Annotated in this window: 18 protein-coding genes and 1 other RNA gene; 15 read left to right on the plus strand and 4 right to left on the minus strand. The window is 64.1% G+C overall.

Translation table 11 applies throughout. The features are described 5' to 3' along the window. The first annotated feature begins 7 nt into the window (after nt 1-7). The 3 genes from NT151_10780 (at nt 8) to NT151_10790 (ending at nt 3,016) form a co-directional block, all read left to right on the plus strand. A complete protein-coding gene (locus NT151_10780; GenBank protein MCX6539398.1) occupies nt 8-1,384 on the plus strand; it encodes a sigma-54 dependent transcriptional regulator in 1,377 nt (458 codons plus the stop codon). A gap of 81 nt (nt 1,385-1,465) precedes the next feature. Then, nucleotides 1,466-1,964, plus strand: an RNA gene (gene rnpB / locus NT151_10785) — RNase P RNA component class A. A gap of 104 nt (nt 1,965-2,068) precedes the next feature. Continuing rightward, nucleotides 2,069-3,016 carry an SDR family oxidoreductase gene (locus NT151_10790; protein MCX6539399.1) on the plus strand — a complete coding sequence of 316 codons (948 nt, stop codon included), beginning with the start codon at nt 2,069-2,071 and terminating at the stop codon, nt 3,014-3,016. Between the two features lie 140 nt (nt 3,017-3,156). Here the strand turns inward: NT151_10790 and NT151_10795 are convergent, their stop codons facing one another. Continuing rightward, a complete protein-coding gene (locus tag NT151_10795) occupies nt 3,157-4,512 on the minus strand; it encodes a hypothetical protein (protein MCX6539400.1) in 1,356 nt (451 codons plus the stop codon). 409 nt (nt 4,513-4,921) lie between these two features. Between NT151_10795 and NT151_10800 the strand changes: the two genes are divergently transcribed. From NT151_10800 to gcvP, 10 genes are all read left to right on the plus strand, one after another. Next, on the plus strand, nt 4,922-5,266 hold the full coding sequence (locus NT151_10800) for a helix-hairpin-helix domain-containing protein (protein MCX6539401.1): 345 nt from the start codon (nt 4,922-4,924) through the stop codon (nt 5,264-5,266). Continuing rightward, on the plus strand, nt 5,263-5,889 hold the full coding sequence (locus NT151_10805) for a GspH/FimT family pseudopilin (GenBank protein ID MCX6539402.1): 627 nt from the start codon (nt 5,263-5,265) through the stop codon (nt 5,887-5,889). The genes NT151_10800 and NT151_10805 overlap by 4 nt, the downstream gene beginning before the upstream one ends. A 437-nt stretch (nt 5,890-6,326) precedes the next feature. Next, nucleotides 6,327-7,781 (plus strand): sigma-54 dependent transcriptional regulator, encoded by a 1,455-nt coding sequence (locus tag NT151_10810; protein ID MCX6539403.1) that lies wholly within the window; start codon nt 6,327-6,329, stop codon nt 7,779-7,781. 444 nt (nt 7,782-8,225) lie between these two features. Continuing rightward, nucleotides 8,226-8,891, plus strand: a complete 666-nt coding sequence (locus NT151_10815) for a hypothetical protein (GenBank protein ID MCX6539404.1) — start codon at nt 8,226-8,228, stop codon at nt 8,889-8,891. After that, complete coding sequence (locus NT151_10820; protein MCX6539405.1) at nt 8,863-9,048, plus strand: hypothetical protein; 186 nt, start codon at nt 8,863-8,865, stop codon at nt 9,046-9,048. Before NT151_10815 ends, NT151_10820 begins: the two co-directional genes overlap by 29 nt. A gap of 211 nt (nt 9,049-9,259) precedes the next feature. Then, nucleotides 9,260-9,694: an NfeD family protein gene (locus tag NT151_10825; GenBank protein ID MCX6539406.1), complete on the plus strand. Its 435-nt coding sequence runs from the start codon at nt 9,260-9,262 to the stop codon at nt 9,692-9,694. A 9-nt stretch (nt 9,695-9,703) separates the two neighbouring features. After that, nucleotides 9,704-10,621, plus strand: a complete 918-nt coding sequence (locus NT151_10830) for a paraslipin (protein MCX6539407.1) — start codon at nt 9,704-9,706, stop codon at nt 10,619-10,621. 140 nt (nt 10,622-10,761) lie between these two features. Further along, nucleotides 10,762-11,880: a glycine cleavage system aminomethyltransferase GcvT gene (gene gcvT, locus NT151_10835; GenBank protein ID MCX6539408.1), complete on the plus strand. Its 1,119-nt coding sequence runs from the start codon at nt 10,762-10,764 to the stop codon at nt 11,878-11,880. After that, nucleotides 11,877-12,254, plus strand: a complete 378-nt coding sequence (gene gcvH / locus NT151_10840; protein ID MCX6539409.1) for a glycine cleavage system protein GcvH — start codon at nt 11,877-11,879, stop codon at nt 12,252-12,254. The genes gcvT and gcvH overlap by 4 nt, the downstream gene beginning before the upstream one ends. A gap of 99 nt (nt 12,255-12,353) precedes the next feature. After that, entirely contained in the window at nt 12,354-15,218 is a 2,865-nt protein-coding gene (gene gcvP / locus NT151_10845; GenBank protein MCX6539410.1) for an aminomethyl-transferring glycine dehydrogenase, read from the plus strand. Here the strand turns inward: gcvP and NT151_10850 are convergent. Next, nucleotides 15,209-16,363, minus strand: coding sequence for an aspartate/glutamate racemase family protein (locus NT151_10850; protein MCX6539411.1), 1,155 nt, complete (start codon nt 16,361-16,363; stop codon nt 15,209-15,211). The two genes, gcvP and NT151_10850, sit on opposite strands and share 10 nt — an antisense overlap. A 110-nt stretch (nt 16,364-16,473) precedes the next feature. Then, nucleotides 16,474-17,370, minus strand: coding sequence for an aminotransferase class IV (locus tag NT151_10855; GenBank protein ID MCX6539412.1), 897 nt, complete (start codon nt 17,368-17,370; stop codon nt 16,474-16,476). 166 nt (nt 17,371-17,536) lie between these two features. Here NT151_10855 and NT151_10860 point away from each other — a divergent pair, with 166 nt between their 5' ends. Then, nucleotides 17,537-19,090, plus strand: a complete 1,554-nt coding sequence (locus tag NT151_10860) for an NAD(P)H-hydrate dehydratase (protein ID MCX6539413.1) — start codon at nt 17,537-17,539, stop codon at nt 19,088-19,090. Between the two features lie 5 nt (nt 19,091-19,095). Then, entirely contained in the window at nt 19,096-19,530 is a 435-nt protein-coding gene (tsaE, locus tag NT151_10865; GenBank protein MCX6539414.1) for a tRNA (adenosine(37)-N6)-threonylcarbamoyltransferase complex ATPase subunit type 1 TsaE, read from the plus strand. Here the strand turns inward: tsaE and guaB are convergent. After that, nucleotides 19,515-21,008: an IMP dehydrogenase gene (gene guaB, locus NT151_10870; protein ID MCX6539415.1), complete on the minus strand. Its 1,494-nt coding sequence runs from the start codon at nt 21,006-21,008 to the stop codon at nt 19,515-19,517. The two genes, tsaE and guaB, sit on opposite strands and share 16 nt — an antisense overlap. Nucleotides 21,009-21,064: the final 56 nt, after the last annotated feature.

A 21,064-nucleotide genomic window follows, 5' to 3' on the forward strand; every position in this document is an offset into this window, starting at 1 on the left:
CCGGGACATGAAATCACGCATTCTCGTCATCGATGACGAAGCGGCCATCCGCGATTCGCTGCGGATGATCCTCGAGTACGAAGGCTATGAGTTCGTGGGTGCCGCGACCGGCGAGGAAGGCATCGGCGTGGTCGAACGAGAGGCCGTCGACCTGGTCTTCCTCGACATCAAAATGCCTGGTATGGACGGGCTGGAAGTGCTTGGGCGCCTGAAGAAGGTGGCCGAATCGCTGCCTGTCGTGATGATCTCGGGCCATGCCACGGTGGCTACGGCGGTCGAGGCCACTAAGCTGGGCGCCTTCGACTTTATCGAGAAGCCGCTGACCACCGAGCGCGTGCTGCTGACGATCAGGAACGCCTTGGGGTTCACGCGGCTTCGCGACGAGAACCGATCGCTGCAGCGCGTGATTGAAGTCCGCACGGAGATGGTCGGGGCGAGCCCCATCCTGAACCAGGTACTGGAGTCGGTGCGCCGGGCGGCGCCAACCACAGCGACCGTGCTCATCCGGGGCGAGAGCGGTGCGGGCAAGGAGCTCGTGGCCCGCATGATTCACAGGAGCAGCCTGCGCAGCCGCGAGCGCTTCATCCAGGTGAACTGTGCCGCCATTCCGGACGACCTGATCGAATCCGAATTGTTTGGACACGAGAAAGGGTCGTTTACCGGCGCGACCGAGAAGCAGATCGGCAAGTTCGAGCAGGCCGACCGGGGAACGATCTTCCTCGACGAAGTGGGCGACATGAGCCTGAAGACGCAGGCCAAGGTGCTGCGCGTGCTGCAGGAAGGCGAGGTCGAACGGCTGGGATCGTCGCGCACCATGAAGGTGGACGTGCGGGTGATCGCCGCCACGAACAAGGACCTCGAGCAGGAGATCGAGAAAGGGACCTTCCGCGAGGACCTGTTCTTCCGGCTGAGCGTCATTCCCATCACCGTGCCGCCGCTGCGTGAGCGGGGCGACGACATCGCGCTTCTGGTCAAACACTTCGCCGACGTGTTCACGAAAGAGAACAACTTCCGGCCGAAACGATTTTCGCCGGACGCGATGGCGATGCTGCAGCACTACCGGTGGAAGGGCAATGTCAGGGAGCTGAAGAACACGATCGAGCGCGTCTTGATCATGACGCCTGGAGATGTGATCGGGGAGGACGACCTGCCGGAGACCGTCCGATCCGCGCCGCGGCAGGCGCCGCAGGAAGGCGGGCAGGAACGCGCAGGCACACTTCGCGAATTCAAGGAGTCAGCCGAGCGGGCCTTTCTCCTGGAGAAGCTCCGGGAGAACAACTGGAACATCTCCCGGACCGCCGAAGTCATCGGCACACCAAGAAGTAACCTATACAAGAAGCTGGAGCTGTACAATATCAAGCAGGAGCTCGACTCCGGAGTTTAACTGGAGACGGTTACATCACCTGCGTAACGCGGTCTGATCTCGCCGCAAGAACGGGTGATGAAATCGGTTGTAGATTCCGCCGCAGTCAGCCAGACGACCGCTGTTTCCGGAGTGCTTGCGGCACGGGCGCCGTCGGCATTACCGGGAAGGGAGGAAAGTCCGAACTCCGCAGGGCAGTGCGCCGGGTAACGCCCGGTCAGGGTGACCTGAAGGAAAGTGGCACAGAAAATATACCGCCCGACTTCGCGCTCGGCGCTTCGTCGGGCAGGCCCGCAAGGCTTGCCCGCCGTAGCTCGCCGGCAGCCGCAAGACTCCGGCAAGCGGAGGAGGGTAAGGGTGAAAAGGTGCGGTAAGAGCGCACCGCGCCCGCGGCAACGTGGGTGGCAGGCAAAACCCCGCACGGAGCAAGACCAAATAGGGAGGCGCATCAGGGTGGCCCGCCCGATGCCTCCGGGTCGGTTGCTGGACCCCGTCAGCGATGGCGGGGCTAGAGGAATGGTCGTCACCCCGAGCGAGCGCGGGCCGTAAGGCTCGCGCGAGTCGAGGGGAACAGAATTCGGCTTACGGCTCGACTGCGGCACTTACCGGGGACGATTTCAAGACCTGCGTACGGCGGCCTGTTCTGAGGTCGCCAGAACGGGTCTTGAAATCGGTTCCTTTCACCTCATGAAGTGAGGGATCTGGATGGCGGCATACTTGGTGACGGGAGGCGCGGGGTTCATCGGATCGCACATGGTCGAGGAATTGGTGCGCCGCGGCGAGCGCGTCCGCGTGGTCGACAGTCTCGTGACCGGCAAGCGACGTAATCTCGCCGCGGTCGAGTCGTCCATTGAGTTTATCCAGGGAGATCTTGCCGATGCGGCCGTCGCGCGGCAGGCCGTGGCGGGCATGGACTATGTCCTGCACCAGGCCGCGATTCCGTCGGTGCCGCGATCGGTCGCCGACCCAGTGACGTCGCACCGATCGATCGTCGAGGCCACGCTCAACATCCTGGTCGCCGCGCGTGATGCCGGCGTCAAGCGGGTCATCTACGCCGGGTCGTCGTCTGTATACGGGAACCAGCCCACACTGCCAAAGCACGAAGGCATGGTGTCGAAGCCGCTCTCGCCGTACGCGTTGCAGAAGATGGTCGGCGAGCAGTACGGGCAGATCTTCACGACGCTGTACGGACTGGAAACCGTGTCGACGCGGTATTTCAACGTCTTCGGGCCGAGACAGGATCCCTCCTCGCCGTATTCGGGCGTCATCTCCGTCTTTGCCCGCGCCGTCGTGTCGGGTCGGCCGCCAACCATCCATGGAGATGGCGAACAGACCCGGGACTTCACCTTCGTGGCGAATGTTGTCGATGGCGTCCTCAAGGCATGCCATGCCCAGGGGGCAGCCGGCCAGGTCTTTAACGTCGCGACGGGCGGCCGCATTTCGCTGAACCAGTTGTTTGACGTTGTGCAGAAGCTGGCGGGAAGTCACATGACGCCGGTCTACGGTCCCGAACGGGTCGGCGACGTCAAACACTCGCAAGCCGACATCTCGCGCGCACGAGCCGTCCTGCACTACGAACCGATCGTCAGTCTCGAAGAGGGATTAGCGCAGACGATCGCCTGGTTCAAGACTGATCCCGAGGCCCTTAATTAGAGACGGCTTCATAACCTGCGTACGGCGGCCCGATTTCGCCGCGAGAACGGGTTATGACGCCGGTTCAAATCTCTCCCATATTTCCTGTGGTCAACCGCCGGCGCCGCCATACCGCCTACGAACAGCCCCCACTGAGCGGGCTATTTCTTGAGGAGGACGTATCCCTGCGGCGGCGGATCCAGAGTCGAGTTCCAGAGGAGTCCCGACGAGGGGTGGTAATAGAGCGGATGACTCCCTCCGGGGATTGAGTTGAGCGGGACATCGATCCGTTCTCCCGTCGGCGTGCGATACGGTTCGTAGCCCATGATGGACTCTTGGCGTTTCGCCGAGAGTTCGGCATCGACATTGTTCTTATATGCCGAGCTGCCCATGATCGTCGAGGAGTCGTAAGGATTGTTTCGGGGCAGAATGCGTCCGGTGATAAGTTCGCTGGCCCGAAGAATCTTGAGATTCTCCTGGACGATTGCCGTCGCCGCAGCCTGACTTTCCCACCGGTCGGGCCGGGCGCTACGGGTCGCTGTGGCGATGAACCAGCCATAAAGGCCAGTGACATGGCGTCCGTTCATGACCATCCCGGTCAGGACTCCGTGAACGCGGGAGCCGGCCGCGTCGACAAGCGTTGCCTCGAACTCCTCGGCCCGGGCTTTCCAGATTCTTCCCAACGCATCCTTGAAATCCGGAGCGTCGACGAAGGCCAGGCGGTTGTAGGTCTTGGCGACGCTCCAGCAGGGTTGCTGGCCGGGAGAACACGGTTTGGTGGCGGCCTCGAAGAGGCGGGGGACCGTCATGGGAGAAGGATCTCCGCCGAAATCGGCATACGCCGACATCACCCCCGCGTCTCCGGTCGCATTCACGAAACTGACGGAGTTCGACGATTCCTCCAGGATCCGCCATCCCTTTGGGGCCATCGTCTCGAAATAGGTCCCGCTCAGCTTGACCAGGGCGACCCCCGGGACGCGCCGATAGCTTCCGGCAATCTCGCGCAGTCCATTTTGTTTTGCGGCAAACTCCGCCGCCGGGGCCCAGATGACCGTCAGGACATAATCAGGGGCCTGGGCGACCGCGGTCGCCAACCCGGAAATCGGCGTTCCGGAAACCACGCCCGACACTCGGGCGGTCGCCCCGAGGCGGTCGGACAAGAGATCCGCGAATTCGATTCTTGCCGCGCTGGTCGGAGATGCCTTCAGAACCGTGAGATAGCTTGTTAGAAATGCCTGGAGGGTGAAACCCGGCTTTGGTTTGACCGGGTAGATCAGGACGCCTTCCCTGGCTTGGTCGTCCTTGAGAACGGCGATGACCCCCGTCGTATAGCGGAGCCGCCATCCCGCGGGCCGTTTCAGACTGAAACCGACGACATCATCCGTGAATGCGGTTAAGGCCGGAATTGGGGGGCTTTCATGCTTGCCGCGCTCGATCGACCGTAATACGGGACTGAACAAGATCCCCAAGGCCAGGCAAACGCCGGTCCACAAGACAGTTCGACGAGCGAAGCGCATGCGTCCTCTCAATCTTCTCCTTATCGGACACCGCCGGCACCGCCACACCGCGTACGACCAACCCCACTCGGGCCCACGGTATCGCCTAGGCTCCGTGGGCGTCAACCGCCGTTGTCCGCCCGGATAGGGTGAGACGGTCGTGGGGGCGGATTCCGTCAACCATGGATGCCCGCGTCGATGGGCATGCCGCCTCGATGGACGCGCTCTGGGCCGATGTCTGCGTATCACCTGTTCTTCCAGGTAGTTACAGTGGCGGCAGGTTGGCGCCGCCGTTGGCTCTCGTCTTGCCATCCATGCCTGCGGTCTGGCGTTTCATCTGGCGCTTCCGTGCCCGACCTCCACGGCAGCGCTGGGTGACGCCGGGCCGCCCGAGCGGCCTGATGCCGCCCGACTTCAAAGGAGCATGGATATGCGAAACCCGTTCAACCGCCTGTGTGTGCTGTTGCTGGCTCTCTCTGTTGTCGTGCCGACGTGGACGGCGACAACCGACGCGCGTGACGCGCAGGACGCCAAGCCCTCCGGCGTGGCTCTCATCAATCTCAACACCGCCACGGTCGAACAACTCGATCGCCTGCCAGGCGTCGGGCCCAAGACCGCCGCGCTCATCATCGAGTACCGGCAGAAGAACGGCGGATTCAAGAAGGTCGAGGACCTGATGAACGTCCGCGGCATTGGTGAGAAGAGCTTTCTGAAGCTCAGACCGCATATCACCGTGACGCCGGTGAGAATCGACCGATCCGGCAGCGACAAGTGACGCGGCGCGCGGCTGCCGGCGGGCTGGGCGCGGCGCGCGCCCGGGCACAGCAGCGCGGCACCACGCTGGCCGAAGTGCTGATCGTGCTGGCAGGAATGATGGTTGTCGGCGCGATGGCTGCGCCCACGCTCGGGAGCCGAAGAGACGAACTGGCAACCGCTGGCGCAGCCCGTCATCTGGCCACGTTGCTTCAACACGGCCGCATGCAGGCCATCGGGCGCGCCACGCACGTGGCGTACCGGTTTCAGGTCGTGGGTGCGGGCATTCGATATGCCCTGTTTGCCGATGGCAATGGCAACGGCGTCCGCACGGTGGACATCGGCCATGGCGTGGACGCGCAGGTGTCAGCATGGGAATCCCTGTCAGACCACTTCGCCGGGGTGACCTTCTCGATTGCTCCCGGGGTGGTGGACATCGACAGCGGAAGCCCGATCGCCGGCGACCCTGTGCGGGTCGGTGGAAGCGAACTGTTGTCCTTCAGTCCCACTGGCACCGCCACCTCCGGAACGCTCTATCTGTCGGGGCGCACCGGGCAACAGTACGCGGTCAGGGTACTCGGAGCGACGGGACGCGTCCGAACCCTGCGCTTCGTTCGGGGGGGAAACCAATGGGCCTCACCATGAATCGGAGTACGGAGCGACGTCGCGCCGAGCGACGACCTGCCGAGGCTGGGCTGAGCGCGTTGACACTGGCTCTTCGCACAGGGGCGACCGTGAAGGTCATCGACATGTCGGCCGACGGGGCGTTGGTCGAAACATCCGCTCGCCTCGAACCAGGAACGAACCTCGCGATCCGTGCATTCTCTACTCGGACGGGAGTGGTCCATCGGGCGACAGTCATCCACTGCCGGGTGTGGTCGCTGGACAGCCGTTCCGGCATTCGATTCCAGGCCGGCCTCCGGTTCGAGACGTGTAATAGCTACACGTCGAAACAGCCGCCGCGTGTGTATGGGAACGCGCTTCCCAATCATTCGAAGTATCAACCGGGGTTGTGGGCGGCGCGTGGCACATTCAACCGTGATTACCGTGTTGGCACGCAGGTTGGATAGGCATCACCCGAGATGAGCAACAAGACCATGTGCGACTGTTCCACGCAGGGCGGGTGCGAGATGATCCCCCTCACGCCCAGGCAGTGTCTCCTCGAAGATGTCATCGGGACGCGCCGGGGACGAGGGAACGAGCAACGGCAGACCTGGTCGGTCGGCGGCGCCATCGAAACGATGATGTGCCGTCGGCTGTCGGCCAGATGGGTCCGGCTTCGGATGGGTCACAGTGCCAACTGGACCCGAGAAGAGTGGGCCGAAACACCGGGTATCCTGCGCGTTCCCGCCCCCGTCGGTCCGATGATCCCGACCTTTCAGCTGGAGGTGGCGCTGCACGATGGGCAGGTGCTCACCGAGAGCCAGCACCGTCTGCTCGACAGGGCCGTTGCGCTCTGCGCGATGGTCGCCGAGGTTGAACACCGCGGACCCGGCTGCCGCCCCGTGCCGCCCTCCAACGCGCACGTCAGAGACGGTGCCGCGCCGCTGATTGGCAGCAGTGGGCCCATTCGAACCCTCCGAGAGCGGATCGAACGAGTCGCCGCGACCGACTTCACCGCGCTGATCGAAGGCGAGAGCGGCAGCGGCAAGGAACTGGTCGCACGTCAGATTCACGAGCTCAGCGCGAGACGACGAGGTCCATTTGTCGCCGTTAACTGTGCGGCCCTGGTCGATTCACTGCTCGAAGCGGAACTGTTTGGGATCGAGGATCGTACCGCGACGGGAGTGCGTGGCCGGAAAGGGAAGTTCGAACATGCCGCCGGTGGAACGCTCTTTCTCGATGAAGTGGGGGACCTGTCGGCGCAGGCGCAGGCCAAACTGCTGCGCGCCATCCAGGATTGCACCGTCGAGCGGGTAGGTGGTCACGACACCAGGCGAATTGATACGCGCCTTGTGGTGGCCACCAATCGGCATCTGCGCGACATGGCCGATCAGGGCCTGTTCCGGCACGATCTCTACTACAGGCTCAGCGGCGTCGAGCTGAACGTCCCGCCTCTGCGGTCTCGCCGGGAGGACATCATCGAGTTGGCGGAGTATTTCCTCGAGCGATTCCGACCGAACCGCGAACTGCGACTCTCGACCGCCGCGACCGACGCGCTGGTGACCTACGACTGGCCAGGCAACGTCCGCGAACTCGAACGTCTGATTGAGGCCATTCTGACCATCGCGCGCGGTGAGTGCATCGAAGTCGACGATCTGCCCCTGGCAGTCCGGGGCCGCTACCAGGAGGTCCTCGAACCGTCGGTTCACGAGCAGGACTCGCTCAGAGCGTGGGCAGCGCGCTACGTCCGTCTGGTGCTTCAGCGATGCGCCTACAACAAGCGCGACGCGTGCCAAGTCCTCGAGATCAGCTATCACACGCTCCAGACATACCTGGTGCAGTCTACAGAGTTACGAGACAAGGTGAGGACGCCCCCGGCTGGCGCGAGTCCCCCTCTCGGCGAGCGCGCGATGGAGCCGGCTGCCATGTTGTAAACCCTAAGCCCACTTGTGTGGCGACCTCCGCGCGCCCGCCGCACCGCCGACCAGCGATGCCAAGCGGACGACGCAGCAGCGCAACACAACTCGGGTCGAAGGGAGAGTCACGAGGTCGACGGGCGCGACAGGTGTCGCGCCACCCGGATGCCACCGGTCGAATTCAGCCGACGTGGCAGGTTCGCCCCAGGAGGGGCGATCGAGGTCGTGCATCGGCTCGTCAGGCTGCCGCCCGCGCGTCGGGTGAGCAGGCCAGAGGCGAGAATGGACATTCGACATGCAATTCCACTGGGCCTGGCAGGACTACTGTTGGTATCAAGCGCGGCGTTCGCGGCAGAGGCCGACCCGTGTCGGCAGGGGCCTTCCCCCCAATCGGCGTCCCCGCAAGGCCGACACGCATGGCGTGCGACAACCCACCTGATCGACGACAGCACGGGGACGGCGATGCGTCTGACCCGTCTGCCATCTGGTGCGCTTCAGGTCGACATCGACGGCGACAATCTGAACGTCAGAAAGACGCTTCACGCCAACGGGGATTTCGACCTTGCGCTGCGGGCAGACGACGACCTATTCGCTGTTGTTCGACGCGGCGAGCATGTGCGCGTGTCGCGGCGAAACCTTACGGTCGACCTTGGGACAGAGGCGCTCCGCGAAACTGACCTTGATCAACTTCAACAGGTGCTGGCTGGATCGACGGCCGTTCGGCGATTCCGGGCCATGAGGAGCATGCTGGCGCCGGCCACCCGGTGCACCGGACTGGGCGCCGCCGTCGACGTGATCGACATGCTGATTGGTGTGCTCAAGGGGGAACCACCCACTCCAAGCCCTGCGACGACAGCACCGACGGTGTCGACCATGTCTGACGTGGACGACGAGGCTGAGATCGACAATTCCAACTGCTATCTGAATTGGGTGGCGGAAGTGGTTGCGGCGTGGAACGACTACGAGGGGTGCATCTACAGCTTTGCGTGGTACAACCCGCTCAGGGAAGTATGCGCCTTCGCGTGGATCATCCGCGTTGAATCGGCCTGGTTCCGCCTGGTTGGCTGCTCCTCGATTCCCATCAAGGGAGGGTCGTGCGATGTGGAAGGCGAAGACCTTCTTCGTTAATGTGCTCGTCGGTCTGTTGCTGGCCGGTCCACTGGCGGCACTGGCCTTGGTGGCCCTGCCAGAGCAGTGGCGCGGACCGGCCGTGCCATGGGCGGTCTCGGCGCTGGCGGTCGCTGTGGTCGCTATCGTTCGGCAGCCCAAACGGCCGTCCGGTTGATCACGTGGCACAGGTGCGCGAGAGGGGCGATTCCGGCGGCCGGGGTGGCCCTTCTCCCTCCTTGTCGGCGGGTAACCCAGATTATGGCGCGACGATTTTTCCCTCGGTAACACTCTACGTGGCGCGATACGACTGGTAGACACCGCAGGCTCCCTGGCCCGATAATGGCACGGCCACGGCCGTCGACACACGTGGCGAGGGGGCGTTTGTCATGTTCTGGTGGCACTGGGCAGTGCTGGGATTGGTCCTGGCTGCCCTCGAGATTCTGACACCGGGCGGGTTCTACCTGTTGTTCTTCGGCTTGGGCGGCCTGGCGGTGTCGGTCTTGACCCTGCTGGGCATTGGGGGACCGCTCTGGCTGCAGGTCCTGCTCTTCTCGCTGTTCTCCATCATCAGCCTGGCGCTGTTCCGCAACCCGTTGTTGCGGATGATGCAGCGCAAGACCGGCGGACACGCACCCGTGAATACGCTGGTCGGCGAACTCGCGATCCCGGTGACGGCGATCGAACCTGGCGCGGTCGCCAAGGCCGAACTGCGCGGCACCACCTGGACCGCGCGCAACCGCGGCACACAGGTCATTCCGGCGGGCTGCCGGTGCAAGGTGGTCCAGATCGATGGCCTGGTCATTACGATTAAACCGGAGTGAGGTGACAGCATGGGCACACTGATCGTCTTTGTCGCGCTGGCATTCCTCGTCATCATCGTCCTCATTAAGACGGCCGTGGTCGTGCCGCAGCAGACGGCCGTCGTGGTTGAACGCCTCGGCAAGTACGCGGGCACGCTGAATGCAGGCTTCCATGTCCTGGTGCCGTTCGTGGATGCGATCCGCTACCGGCACACGCTCAAAGAGCAGACCATCGAAATCCCTGCGCAGATCTGCATCACGCGCGACAATGTGCAGGTGCACGTCGACGGCGTGCTCTACCTGCAAGTGCTGAACCCCGAGCGCGCGTCATACGGAATCAGCAGCTATCTGTTCGCCATCATGCAGTTGGCCCAGACCACCTTGCGTAGCGAGATCGGCAAGATCGTCCTCGACAAGACCTTCGAAGAACGCACGAATATCAACACCGCCGTGGTCAGCGAGCTCGACAAGGCCACCGAGTCGTGGGGCATCAAGGTCCTGCGGTACGAGATCAAGAACATCACACCTCCCGTCGACGTGCTCGCCGCGATGGAGAAGCAGATGCGCGCCGAGCGAGAAAAGCGCGCCGTGGTCCTGACGTCGGAAGGTCAACGCGACGCCGCCATCAACAACGCCGAAGGCGAGAAGCAGCAGGTCATCAAGGCCTCCGAGGCTCGCAAACAGCAGCAGATCAACGAGGCAGCGGGTCAGGCGGAAGCGATCCTGGCGGTGGCGACCGCGACGGCCGAGGGCATCCGCCAGGTGGCCATTGCCATCGAGACGCCTGGCGGCAGCGATGCGGTCCGGTTGCGCGTGGCCGAACAATACGTCACGCAGCTCGGCCAGCTGGCCAAGGGCAGTACAAACCTCATTCTGCCGGCCAACGTCGCGGACGTGGGAGCCATGGTGTCGCTGGCGATGAACGTGCTCAATCAGCAGAAGAAATAGGGGCTCAGGTCCCACAACCCGAAACGTGCTGCACCCGCAACGCGTGCGCGGGAGGGGCGATTCCGTCGGCCAACGTGGCTTGACCAGGTCGACGCTCGCATAGTACCGTGGATTCGTCTTCAGCCCCTCACGCGCATCCCATGACCCAACCAGGTTCGATCCAGCTCAAACTCACTCCCCTGGATGCGCAGCATCGCGCCCTCGGCGCCCGGATGGTCCCCTTCGCCGGGTGGGACATGCCGGTCGAATATTCTGGACTCTCGAACGAACACCTTGCCGTCAGAACCAGAGCCGGCCTGTTCGACGTCACCCACATGGGTCAGATCGAGATCGCTGGCAAGGACGCGCTCGCCGCCGTGCAATGGATCACCAGTAACGATGCGTCCCGACTCAAGACCGGTCAGGCCCACTACTCGGGACTGATGACGCCGGCGGGCACGTTCGTCGACGATGTGCTCGTCTACCGCTTCGCCGAAGAGCATTTCCTGCTGGTCGTCAACGCGTCGAATGTTGAGAAGGACTACGCGTGGATCCTCGAGCACATCCGGCAGTTTGGCGACGTCGCGGCCCTGGATAACAGTTCGCGCTACGCTTTGCTTGCGCTGCAGGGACCGATCGCCCGTCAAGTGATGCAGCGGCTGACGAACTTCGACCTGTCGGACATGAAGTACTACTGGTTCGCCCACGGGGAAGTCGCGGGCGTTCGAGCGACGCTGTCGAGAACTGGCTACACTGGTGAAGACGGCTACGAGGTCTTCGTGCCGCCCAAGCAGGCGCCAGCCGTCTGGAACGCGATTCTCGAGGCAGGCAAGGATGACGGCGTCATTCCCACGGGCCTGGGCGCCAGGGACACGCTCCGGCTCGAGGCGGCGATGCGGCTGTACGGCAATGACATCGATGCAGAGACGACGATTCTCGAGGCCGACCTCGAGTGGATCATCGGCTGGAAGAAGGACAACTTCATCGGCCGCGATGCCTTGCTGCGTCAGAAAGAATCCGGGGTGTCCCGGCGCCTGGTGGGCTTCGAGATGACGGACCGTGCGATCGCCAGGCATGGGTATCCGGTGATGATCGGCGGACAGAAAGCCGGCGTGGTGACCAGCGGGACGCAGACGCCATTCTTGAAGAAGGCGATCGGCATGGCCTACGTCCCGGCCAATCACACCGCCGAAGGCACGGAGTTCGACGTGGAGATCCGTGGGCGTCTGAACCGCGCTCGCGTGGTGCCGCTCCCGTTTTACAAGCGACCGAAAGGATGAGCATGTATCCTGCCGACTGCAAGTACACGAAAGATCACGAATGGATCAAGGTCGAAGGCGGCGTCGGCCGTGTCGGGATTACCGATTTCGCCCAGAAGCAACTGGGAGACGTCGTCTTTCTCGATCTGCCTCAGGTAGGCCGCGCACTGAAGCAGGGTGACGCGTTCGGCACGGTCGAGTCGGTCAAGGCGGTGTCCGAGCTCTACAGCCCGGTCTCCGGCGAGGTTGTGGCCGTCAACACCGCGCTCGCGGAGAAGCCCGAAACGGTCAACAAGGATCCGCACGGCAGCTGGATGGTCGAAATCCGCCTGTCGGCGCCCGCCGAGATGAGCTCGCTGTTGGCTGTCGCCGACTATTCAGCGCTCGTGAAGTAGGCTGCCGCCACCATTTCTCCTCGTGACGCCGTCCGCGCCGTGAGGCGAGGCGGAGTACGGCCGATCCCGCCTGGAGGCAATTCCTGTTTGAGGGTTACTATGAGTCGTGAACTGACAGGCTCGTTTGAGTCCCGCCACCTTGGTCCGCGGCCGCACGAATGCGCCGCGATGCTCAAGACGATTGGCGTGTCGTCGCTCGATCGGTTGATGGACGAGGCGATTCCGCCCGCCATCAGGCTCGCCCGGCCGCTCGCGCTGCCGGAAGGGGAGAGTGAGTACCGTTTCCTCGGCAGGCTCAGGCGCGTCGCCGCGAAGAACAAGCCGTTCCGGTCCTATATCGGCCTCGGCTACTACGATTGCGTGACGCCGACCGTGATTCTCCGGAACGTGCTTGAGAATCCGAGCTGGTACACGCCCTACACCCCCTATCAGGCCGAGATCGCCCAGGGGCGCCTGGAGGCGCTGCTCACGTTCCAGACGATGATCGAAGATCTCTCGGGCATGCCGATCGCGAACGCATCGCTGCTCGACGAACCCACGGCCGCCGCCGAAGCCATGACGATGCTCCGGCGAGTGCAGGGAGGGACGCGGTCGGCGTTTGTCGTGGCGAGCCATTGTTATCCTCAGACCATTGACGTGTTGCGGGGACGCGCCGAACCACTCGGGATCGAACTGATCGTCGCGGATCTCGACAAGATCGAGTTCAACGAACGCGTGTCTGGCGTCCTGGTCCAGACGCCAGACGCGCAGGGCGCCCTGCACGATGTCCGTGCCCTGATCGAGCGCGCGCACGCCGCCAAGGTACAGGTCGCGGTGGCGACGGATCTGCTGGCCCTGGCGCTGGTGACACCTCCGGGAGAGTTGGGCGCCGACGTCGTACTCGGAAGCGCCCAGCGTTTTGGTGTGCCGATGGGCAATGGCGGTCCGCATGCCGCCTTTTTCGCGACGCGAGAACAGCACGTGCGGCAGACGCCCGGCCGGATCATCGGCGTGTCGGTCGACGTACACGGCAACCGGGCCTATCGGATGGCGCTGCAGACGCGCGAGCAGCACATCCGGCGCGAGAAGGCGACGTCGAACATCTGCACCGCGCAGGCGCTGCTGGCCACCATGGCGGCCATGTACGGCGTGTATCACGGCCCCGAGGGCATCCGACAGATCGCGACGCGGGTGCACGCGATGGCCGTCGCCCTCGACACCGAACTCAAAGCCTTGGGTTGCGACCAGCGCAATGCCGCGTACTTTGACACGCTCGATGTCCGCGTCCCGGCCGGCAAGCGCGATGCGGTTCGTGCCGCTGCCCTCGACGCCGGGATCAACTTCCGATTCGCCGGCGGAGCAGACCAGATCGGGATTGCGCTCGACGAGACGGTTGACGAGTCGGATATCGACGATATTCGGAAGATCTTTGCGCGCGGCCTTGGCTCAGAGACACCTGGTGCGCCGATCGTGATCACAACAGGTTCGCCCGAATGGCCAGCCGCCCTTCGACGGACATCGCCCATCCTGCAACACGCGATCTTCCATATCCACCATTCCGAAACGGCCATGATGCGCTACTTGAAGAGCCTCGAGCGCAAGGACGTCGGGCTCGACACGTCGATGATCCCGCTGGGCTCGTGCACCATGAAGCTGAACTCGGCCACGGTCATGGAAGCGGTCACCTGGCCGGAGTTTGGTGGCGTGCATCCGTTCGCGCCGGCCGATCAAGCCGCCGGCTACGCGGAAGTGGTGGCCGGTCTCGAGGCAGCGCTGCGGGAAGTCACCGGATTCGCGGCCGTCAGCCTTCAGCCTAATTCGGGCGCGCAGGGCGAATTTGCCGGCCTGATGGTCGTTCGCGCCTACCATCAGTCGCGTGGTCAGGAACGACGCACGGTGGTCCTGATCCCGTCGTCGGCCCACGGCACCAATCCCGCCAGCGCGGTGATGGCCGGCATGCAGGTCGTCGTGGTGGCCTGCGACAGCCGCGGCAACATCGACGTCGCCGATCTCAAGGCGAAGGCCGCGCAGCACAAGGACACGCTGGCGGCGTTGATGATCACGTATCCGTCAACGCATGGCGTGTTCGAAGACGCGGTCAAGCAGATCTGCGCCATCGTCCATGAGCACGGTGGCCAGGTCTACATGGATGGCGCGAACCTGAATGCGCAGGTTGGCCTGACCAGTCCGGCGGTCATCGGCGCCGACGTGTGCCACCTGAATCTCCATAAGACGTTTGCCATCCCGCACGGCGGTGGGGGACCCGGTATGGGGCCGATCGCGGTCGCCGCGCATCTGGCGCCGTTCCTGCCCGGCCACGCGCTGGCGAAGGTCGGAGGCGCGAAGGGGATTCACGCCATCGCGGGCGCCCCGTGGGGCAGCGCCAGCATCCTGTTGATCTCCTACGCCTATGTCTCGCTGCTTGGCGGGTCGGGCATGACGCAGGCCACGAAGTACGCCATCCTCAACGCCAATTACATCAAGTCGAGGCTTGAGCGCGACTTCCCGGTGCTGTACGCCAACGCCAACGGCCGGGTCGCACACGAGATGATCTTCGACATGCGCGCGTTCAAAGCCGCGGGCATCGAAGAAGGCGATATCGCGAAACGGCTGATGGACTATGGCTTCCACGCGCCGACGGTGTCATTCCCGGTGGTGGGAACCCTGATGGTTGAGCCGACCGAAAGCGAGCCGAAGGAGGAACTCGATCGGTTCTGCGACGCGATGCTCGCCATCAGGCAGGAGATCCAGGACGTCGTCGACGGCAAGGCCGACCCGAAGGACAACGTGCTGAAGAACGCCCCCCACACGATGGGCGAGGCGACCAGGGACACGTGGACGCACCCGTATTCACGGGAGAAGGCGGTGTTCCCGCTGCCGTTCGTGCGCGCCAACAAGTTCTGGCCGAGTGTGGGGCGGATCGACAACCCTTATGGCGACCGCCATCTAGTGTGCGCGTGTCCGCCGCTCGAGGACTACACGTAGGCGGGGCAGGCCGCCCGAACGACCAGTCGGGCAGTGGCGCGAACCGGTCCCGCGACGGTAGGCAGGCCCGTGACCTGTTGGACCTCAGCCGCGAACGCGGCGGATTCCAGCGACAAGAACAGAAACGTCGCACCGGCACGTCTGAGGCGCTGTGCCGCATCGCGCGCGTCGGGCAGGGCGGCGGCGTACATCCTCAGGTGATCCTGCTCGTGCGCAGGAGCCAGCTCCTCGATGGTCGCTGAGAACACTGCGTGCAGGGTGTCCGTGAAGTCGCTCGGGGCACCCAGCTTCGCGATCAGATCGATGGTCGCCTCGGGCCCGAGTCCGCCAGCGATGCCGATCGGTCCCGGGGCTCCAAGCAGATCGGACGCCAACACCGCCGTCGCATCGACGAGCGGCACTCGCCGGCCGCGCACGTCGAGGTGCGAACCTCTCAGCACTAACGGAATCTCGGTGCAACCGAGTATGAGGGCTTCGGCGCCTCGGTCTACCAGCCGTCGTGCAGCTTCTTCCATAAGTCGACGCGGAAGCCCATCGGTGTGGCCGGCCTTGATGCCGTTGCTGCCGTAGATGGCTTCCATGACCAGGCCGTCCTGCTCACCTCGTGCTGCCACGAGGGCGGTCACCGGCGCTTGGATTTCAGTGGAATTCGCGGCCGACACGATCGGCGGCGTGACGTCGCCGGAGGGCGTGCATCCGAATTCCATTGAGTCAACACCGGATCTCCGGGCCTCGTCGTCGAGTGGCGTGAGAATTCGAAGACCCGCGTGGGCCAGGGCCTGCTGATAGAGGCCAGTTGAGATCGTGCCCGTTGTCGCGAGCAGACCCACAGCACGAATGCCCATCTGCGCCGCCCGGCCAGCCGCTTGTTCGATCATGTCCACGAATGGAATCGGCGGAGTCCAGGTTGCCGCGGCAACAGCCTCGCGCAGGAAGTGGTGGGCGGTGTTACAGGGAACGCCGAAATGGGAGGCGCCCATCGCGACCAGAACCCGGACAGACTCCTGAAGGTGAGAGAGGGGTGAGGGACCCTCTCCTCTGATGGCAGCGGTCCGGTCGGGGGTCTCGGGCGCGAAGACTGCAACCACCGGCACATGGCTGCGTCCGACGATGCCGGGGATGTCGATCTGGTGGCGCACACTCATGTTCTCGTCAATGCTCCGCAAACCGACCGCCTCAGGCTAAGCCTGTCGATCCACTCAGGCAGGCTCGGCTCGGTCGAGCACGAACAAAGCGAAGCCGCGCCCGCCGGAACCTAGACGGACCGTCGGTGGGCCAATTCGCGGGCTCGACGCCTGAATTCCACCAACAGCATGTGCGTGATCGGGCCCGGTTGGCCGTTGCCGATGACCCGATCGTCGACCCGCACGACGGGGATGATTTCGCGGGTCGTGACGCTCAGGAACGCCTCGTCGGCCGTGAACAGATCCTCATCGTGAAGCATCGTCTCGTGCCCCGGAATCCCGATGGCCTGGGCGAACTCGAGAATGAACTCCCGCGTGATGCCAGACAGAATCCCGGCCGTTAGCGGCGGCGTCATCAGTTCGCCGTGCCGGACAATGAAGATGTTCGACTGCGCGCACTCGGCGAGCTCACCTCGGTAGTTGCGCATGAGGCCCTCGAACGCGCCTCGTCGCATAGCCTCCTGCATCGCCATGGCGTTGTTCAGTAGATTGTTGGACTTGATAAGAGGACTCACGGTCCCGGGGTGGTTCCTCACGATGGGGACAAGCGCGATCGTCACGCCCTTCTCGTAGATCTCGGGAGGAGACGGAGCCAGCGGCCTCAGGATGATCACGGTCGTCGGCGCTGGGCTGGCAGCCGGGTCGTACGTCATGTCGCCGACCCCGCGCGTGAGAACGATCCGAATGTAGTAATCCGATCGGGTCGCGCCCGGAGCAGCCTCCAACGCTGAAATCGTGCTCCGGATGTTCGCTTCGAACTCAGCGTCGGTGGTCGCGACCTTCAGCGCGAGCATGCCGGCCGACGTGCGCAGACGCCGCAGGTGTCGGTCCAGCAGGAATGGCTCGCCGTCGTAGGTCCGGATCACTTCGTACACCCCTTCGCCAAACAGGAACCCGTGATCGAAGACCGAAATCAAGGCGTCCTGCTGACTGCAGATGCGCCCATTGACGTATGCGACGGCAACCATGCGGCTGTGCTCCGGTGATGGGTCTCTCGTCCGCGTGGATCGCGGCTCCCGCACCAATCCGCTACGGTACCTCTTGTGGTAGAGTGCGCGCAAGACACGATGTGACAGCGATCCAGCCGGCCCCAGGTGTTCGGAGTGAGTTATGCGCGTACTGAATGCTCGACAAATGCGTGAGGCCGATCGGCGCACGATCGAGGATCTGGGCATTCCGTCCATTGTCCTGATGGAAAACGCCGGCCGGCAGGTCATCGCCGCAATGGAAGCGGCGTTCGGCTCGCTCGCCGGCCGTCGCATGACCGTGATCTCAGGGCGCGGCAACAATGGCGGTGACGGATTCGTCGTGGCGCGAGGTCTCTGGCAACAGCAGTGCGACGTCGTTGTCTGCCTCGTTGGCGCGTCCGGCGAGGTGCGGGGCGATGCCCGGATCAACCTGGACATTCTTGGCAAGTTGGGCGTGCCGGTCATTGCCGTCGCGTCGAACGGGGAGTGGAAGCGACACAGCCAGTCCGTCCTCGACTGCGACGTCATCGTGGACGCGCTCTTCGGCACGGGCCTGAGCGCTCCCGTCACCGGTCTGTATGAGACCGTCATCGCTGATATCAATGCGGCAGGCGTGCCCGTGGTGTCGGTCGATCTGCCGAGTGGACTGTCCGCAGATCAGTGCGCCCCGATTGGTCCTGCAATCGCGGCCTCTCTGACGGTGACGCTCGGGGCGCCGAAACTGCCACTGGTGATGCCGCCCGCCGAGGCGCTGGTCGGCTCCCTCGTGGTGGCCGACATCGGCATTCCAAGAAACGTGCTGGGCGGAGTCAACGGTCCCAGCATCGAGTTCATGATTCCCGCCGAAGCGCGCACGCTTGTGCCTGCCCGGGTTGCCGACGCGCACAAAGGCACCTTCGGCCACGTCTGCATAGTTGCCGGCTCGCGCGGCAAGACCGGTGCGGCCCACCTGGCCGGGATGGCGGCGCTCAGAAGCGGAGCAGGGCTTGCGACTGTCGCGACACCCGAGTCTTGTCTGCCCATAGTGGCGAGCATGGGCGCGGAGTACATGACGGTCGGGCTGGGCGAGACGGCCGATGGCTGCGTCGCCCATCGCGCATCGAAGGCCGTCCTTGGAGTCAGTTGCGATGTGGTGGCCGTCGGCCCGGGTCTTGGGACAGGACCCGAGCAGCGTGCGTTCGTCGCGGACATACTGGCGCATTCCAGCAAGCCGCTTGTCGTCGACGCGGACGCGCTCAATGTGCTGGCCGAGGACGGGCGTCGTTTCCGGGCTCGCAAAGGCCAGGTTGTGGTCATCACGCCTCATCCGGGAGAGATGGCGCGGCTCATCGGCAGCACGGCGGGTGACGTCCAGAACAGACGCATCGACGTCGCGAGTGCGTTCGCGCGGGATCGCGGTGTCATCGTGATCCTGAAAGGCTACCGGACAGTGGTGGCGGCTCCCGATGGCCGGGTATTCATCAACTCCACTGGCAACCCCGGTATGGCGACCGGGGGCAGCGGCGACGTGTTGACTGGCGTTATCGCGGCCTGGTTGGCCCAGATAGCCGACCCCGTGGATGCGTGCCGCCTCGCGGTCTACCTGCATGGCGCGGCCGGCGACATGGCCGCCAGTGTCGAGGGCCAGGTGGCGATGGCGGCCGGCGACATCCTGAGGCATCTCGGCGAGGCGGAGCTGACGCTGATGGCTCCGGCAGAACCCTCTGCCGGTCTCAGATGACGCGTGTGATCATCACGCAATCCGAAGGCGAGACCATGGCGATTGGCCGCCAACTCGGACCCACGCTGCCGATCGGATCGACCGTCCTGCTCCGTGGTGAACTGGGCGCCGGCAAGACGGCATTCGTACGAGGAGTGGCCGAAGGGATGGGCCTTGCCACCGATGACGTGAGCAGCCCGACCTTCACGCTGATTCAGGAATACCGCGGCCCGCTCCCGCTGTTTCACGTGGACTTGTACCGGATCTCGGCAGCAGAGGCGGACGACCTCGGCCTCGAGGAGTTGAATCAACAGGGTGTTGTCGCGATTGAGTGGGCGGAGAAGTTATCGCGCGCACCGGAGGGCGCCGTCGACGTGCAGATTGAAGATCTGGGCGGCGACGCGCGCCGGGTGACCATCGTCACACCGGACCAGGATCTTCCAAACTACTCCACCCGATAATTCGGCGCTTCCTTGGTGATGACGACATCGTGCACGTGGCCTTCGCGGACACCAGCCGGCGTCACGCGAATCATCCGCGCGTGCTCCTGGAGCAACGCGATCGTGCTGCAGCCCACGTAGCCCATCCCGGCCCTGAGGCCGCCCACGAGTTGATGGATGACGCCGGCCACGGTGCCGCGATACGGCACGCGGCCTTCAATGCCTTCCGGAACGAGTTTCTCGGATGCGCCATCCGCCTCCAGATCGAAGTCGTCCTGGAAGTAGCGGTCACGAGCGCCTTTCCTCATGGCGCCAATGGAGCCCATCCCGCGGTATTCCTTGAAGCTGCGGCCCTGATACAGCACGACCTCGCCCGGGCTTTCGTCGGTGCCCGCCAGCAGGCCGCCCACCATCACGCAACTCGCGCCGGCGGCCATCGCCTTGGTGATATCGCCCGAGTAGCGGATGCCGCCATCCGCGATGATCGGCACCCCCGCGGCACGACCCACCGCCGCGCAATCCAGGATGGCGGTGATCATCGGCACGCCAATGCCGGCGACGACCCGCGTCGTGCAGATGGATCCGGCCCCGATGCCGACCTTGACGGCATCCACTCCCAAATCAATAAGGTCCTTTGTCGCCTGTCCCGTCGCCACATTGCCGGCGACCAGATCAACGTCCGGGTACTTCCGGCGCAATTCCTTGACCGTATCCATGACCTTCTGGGCATGGCCGTGGGCGGTGTCGACCACCAGCACGTCAACATGGGCGTTGACCAGGGCTTCGGCCCGATCGAGCGTGTCGGCGCCCACACCAACCGCCGCACCCACGCGCAGTCGGCCAAGACTGTCCTTGCTGGCGGCTGGATACTTGATCACCTTCTGGATGTCCTTGACGGTAATGAGTCCCTTCAGCATGAACTGGTGGTCGACGACGAGCAGTTTCTCGATCTTGTGCCGATGCAGGATCTCGCGCGCTTCGTCGAGCGTGGTGCCAACGGGAACGGTGACCAGGTTCTCGCGGGTCATCACCGACGAGATGGGCCGGTCCACATTCGTCTCGAAGCGCAAGTCGCGGTTGGTGAGAATGCCCACCAGCTTGCCTTCCTTGGAACCGTCCTCGGTGATCGGCACCCCGGAAATCCGGTACTTCGTCATCAGAGCGAGCGCCTCGAAGATCTTATGGGTGGGCGAGAGCGTGATCGGATTGACGATCATGCCGCTTTCCGAGCGCTTGACGCGATCGACCTCTGACGCCTGTTCCTCGATGCTCAGGTTCTTGTGGATGATGCCGAGGCCGCCGTGCTGGGCCATCGCGATGGCCAGCCGGGATTCGGTCACCGTGTCCATCGCGGCACTGGCGACGGGCACGTTCAGGCGGATGTTGCGCGTGATCCGCGTGCTGACATCGACCTGATTGGGCAGGACCTGCGAGTGCCACGGCACCAGGAGCACGTCGTCGAAGGTGAGTGCGGTCACCGGTTCGCTGCCAGCGTGCATCATGCCTGCGGTCACCGAGTTCAGATCCATGCCTCATTCTCCCCAGACAGCCGCCA

The sequence above is a fragment of the Acidobacteriota bacterium genome, assembly GCA_026393675.1.
Classification (GTDB): Bacteria; Acidobacteriota; Vicinamibacteria; order Vicinamibacterales; family JAKQTR01; genus JBAXOX01.

Coding starts and splice junctions, on each gene's coding strand:
- gcvT (MCX6539408.1), top strand. CDS start 10,762: ATGACCCAACCAGGTTCGATCCAGCTCAAACTCACTCCCCTGGATGCG.
- gcvP (MCX6539410.1), top strand. CDS start 12,354: ATGAGTCGTGAACTGACAGGCTCGTTTGAGTCCCGCCACCTTGGTCCG.
- NT151_10855 (MCX6539412.1), bottom strand. CDS start 17,370: ATGGTTGCCGTCGCATACGTCAATGGGCGCATCTGCAGTCAGCAGGAC.
- NT151_10825 (MCX6539406.1), top strand. CDS start 9,260: ATGTTCTGGTGGCACTGGGCAGTGCTGGGATTGGTCCTGGCTGCCCTC.
- guaB (MCX6539415.1), bottom strand. CDS start 21,008: ATGCACGCTGGCAGCGAACCGGTGACCGCACTCACCTTCGACGACGTG.
- NT151_10800 (MCX6539401.1), top strand. CDS start 4,922: ATGCGAAACCCGTTCAACCGCCTGTGTGTGCTGTTGCTGGCTCTCTCT.
- NT151_10790 (MCX6539399.1), top strand. CDS start 2,069: ATGGCGGCATACTTGGTGACGGGAGGCGCGGGGTTCATCGGATCGCAC.
- NT151_10820 (MCX6539405.1), top strand. CDS start 8,863: ATGTGGAAGGCGAAGACCTTCTTCGTTAATGTGCTCGTCGGTCTGTTG.
- NT151_10795 (MCX6539400.1), bottom strand. CDS start 4,512: ATGCGCTTCGCTCGTCGAACTGTCTTGTGGACCGGCGTTTGCCTGGCC.
- NT151_10830 (MCX6539407.1), top strand. CDS start 9,704: ATGGGCACACTGATCGTCTTTGTCGCGCTGGCATTCCTCGTCATCATC.
- gcvH (MCX6539409.1), top strand. CDS start 11,877: ATGAGCATGTATCCTGCCGACTGCAAGTACACGAAAGATCACGAATGG.
- NT151_10815 (MCX6539404.1), top strand. CDS start 8,226: ATGCGTCTGACCCGTCTGCCATCTGGTGCGCTTCAGGTCGACATCGAC.
- NT151_10860 (MCX6539413.1), top strand. CDS start 17,537: ATGCGTGAGGCCGATCGGCGCACGATCGAGGATCTGGGCATTCCGTCC.
- NT151_10780 (MCX6539398.1), top strand. CDS start 8: ATGAAATCACGCATTCTCGTCATCGATGACGAAGCGGCCATCCGCGAT.
- NT151_10810 (MCX6539403.1), top strand. CDS start 6,327: ATGAGCAACAAGACCATGTGCGACTGTTCCACGCAGGGCGGGTGCGAG.
- NT151_10850 (MCX6539411.1), bottom strand. CDS start 16,363: ATGAGTGTGCGCCACCAGATCGACATCCCCGGCATCGTCGGACGCAGC.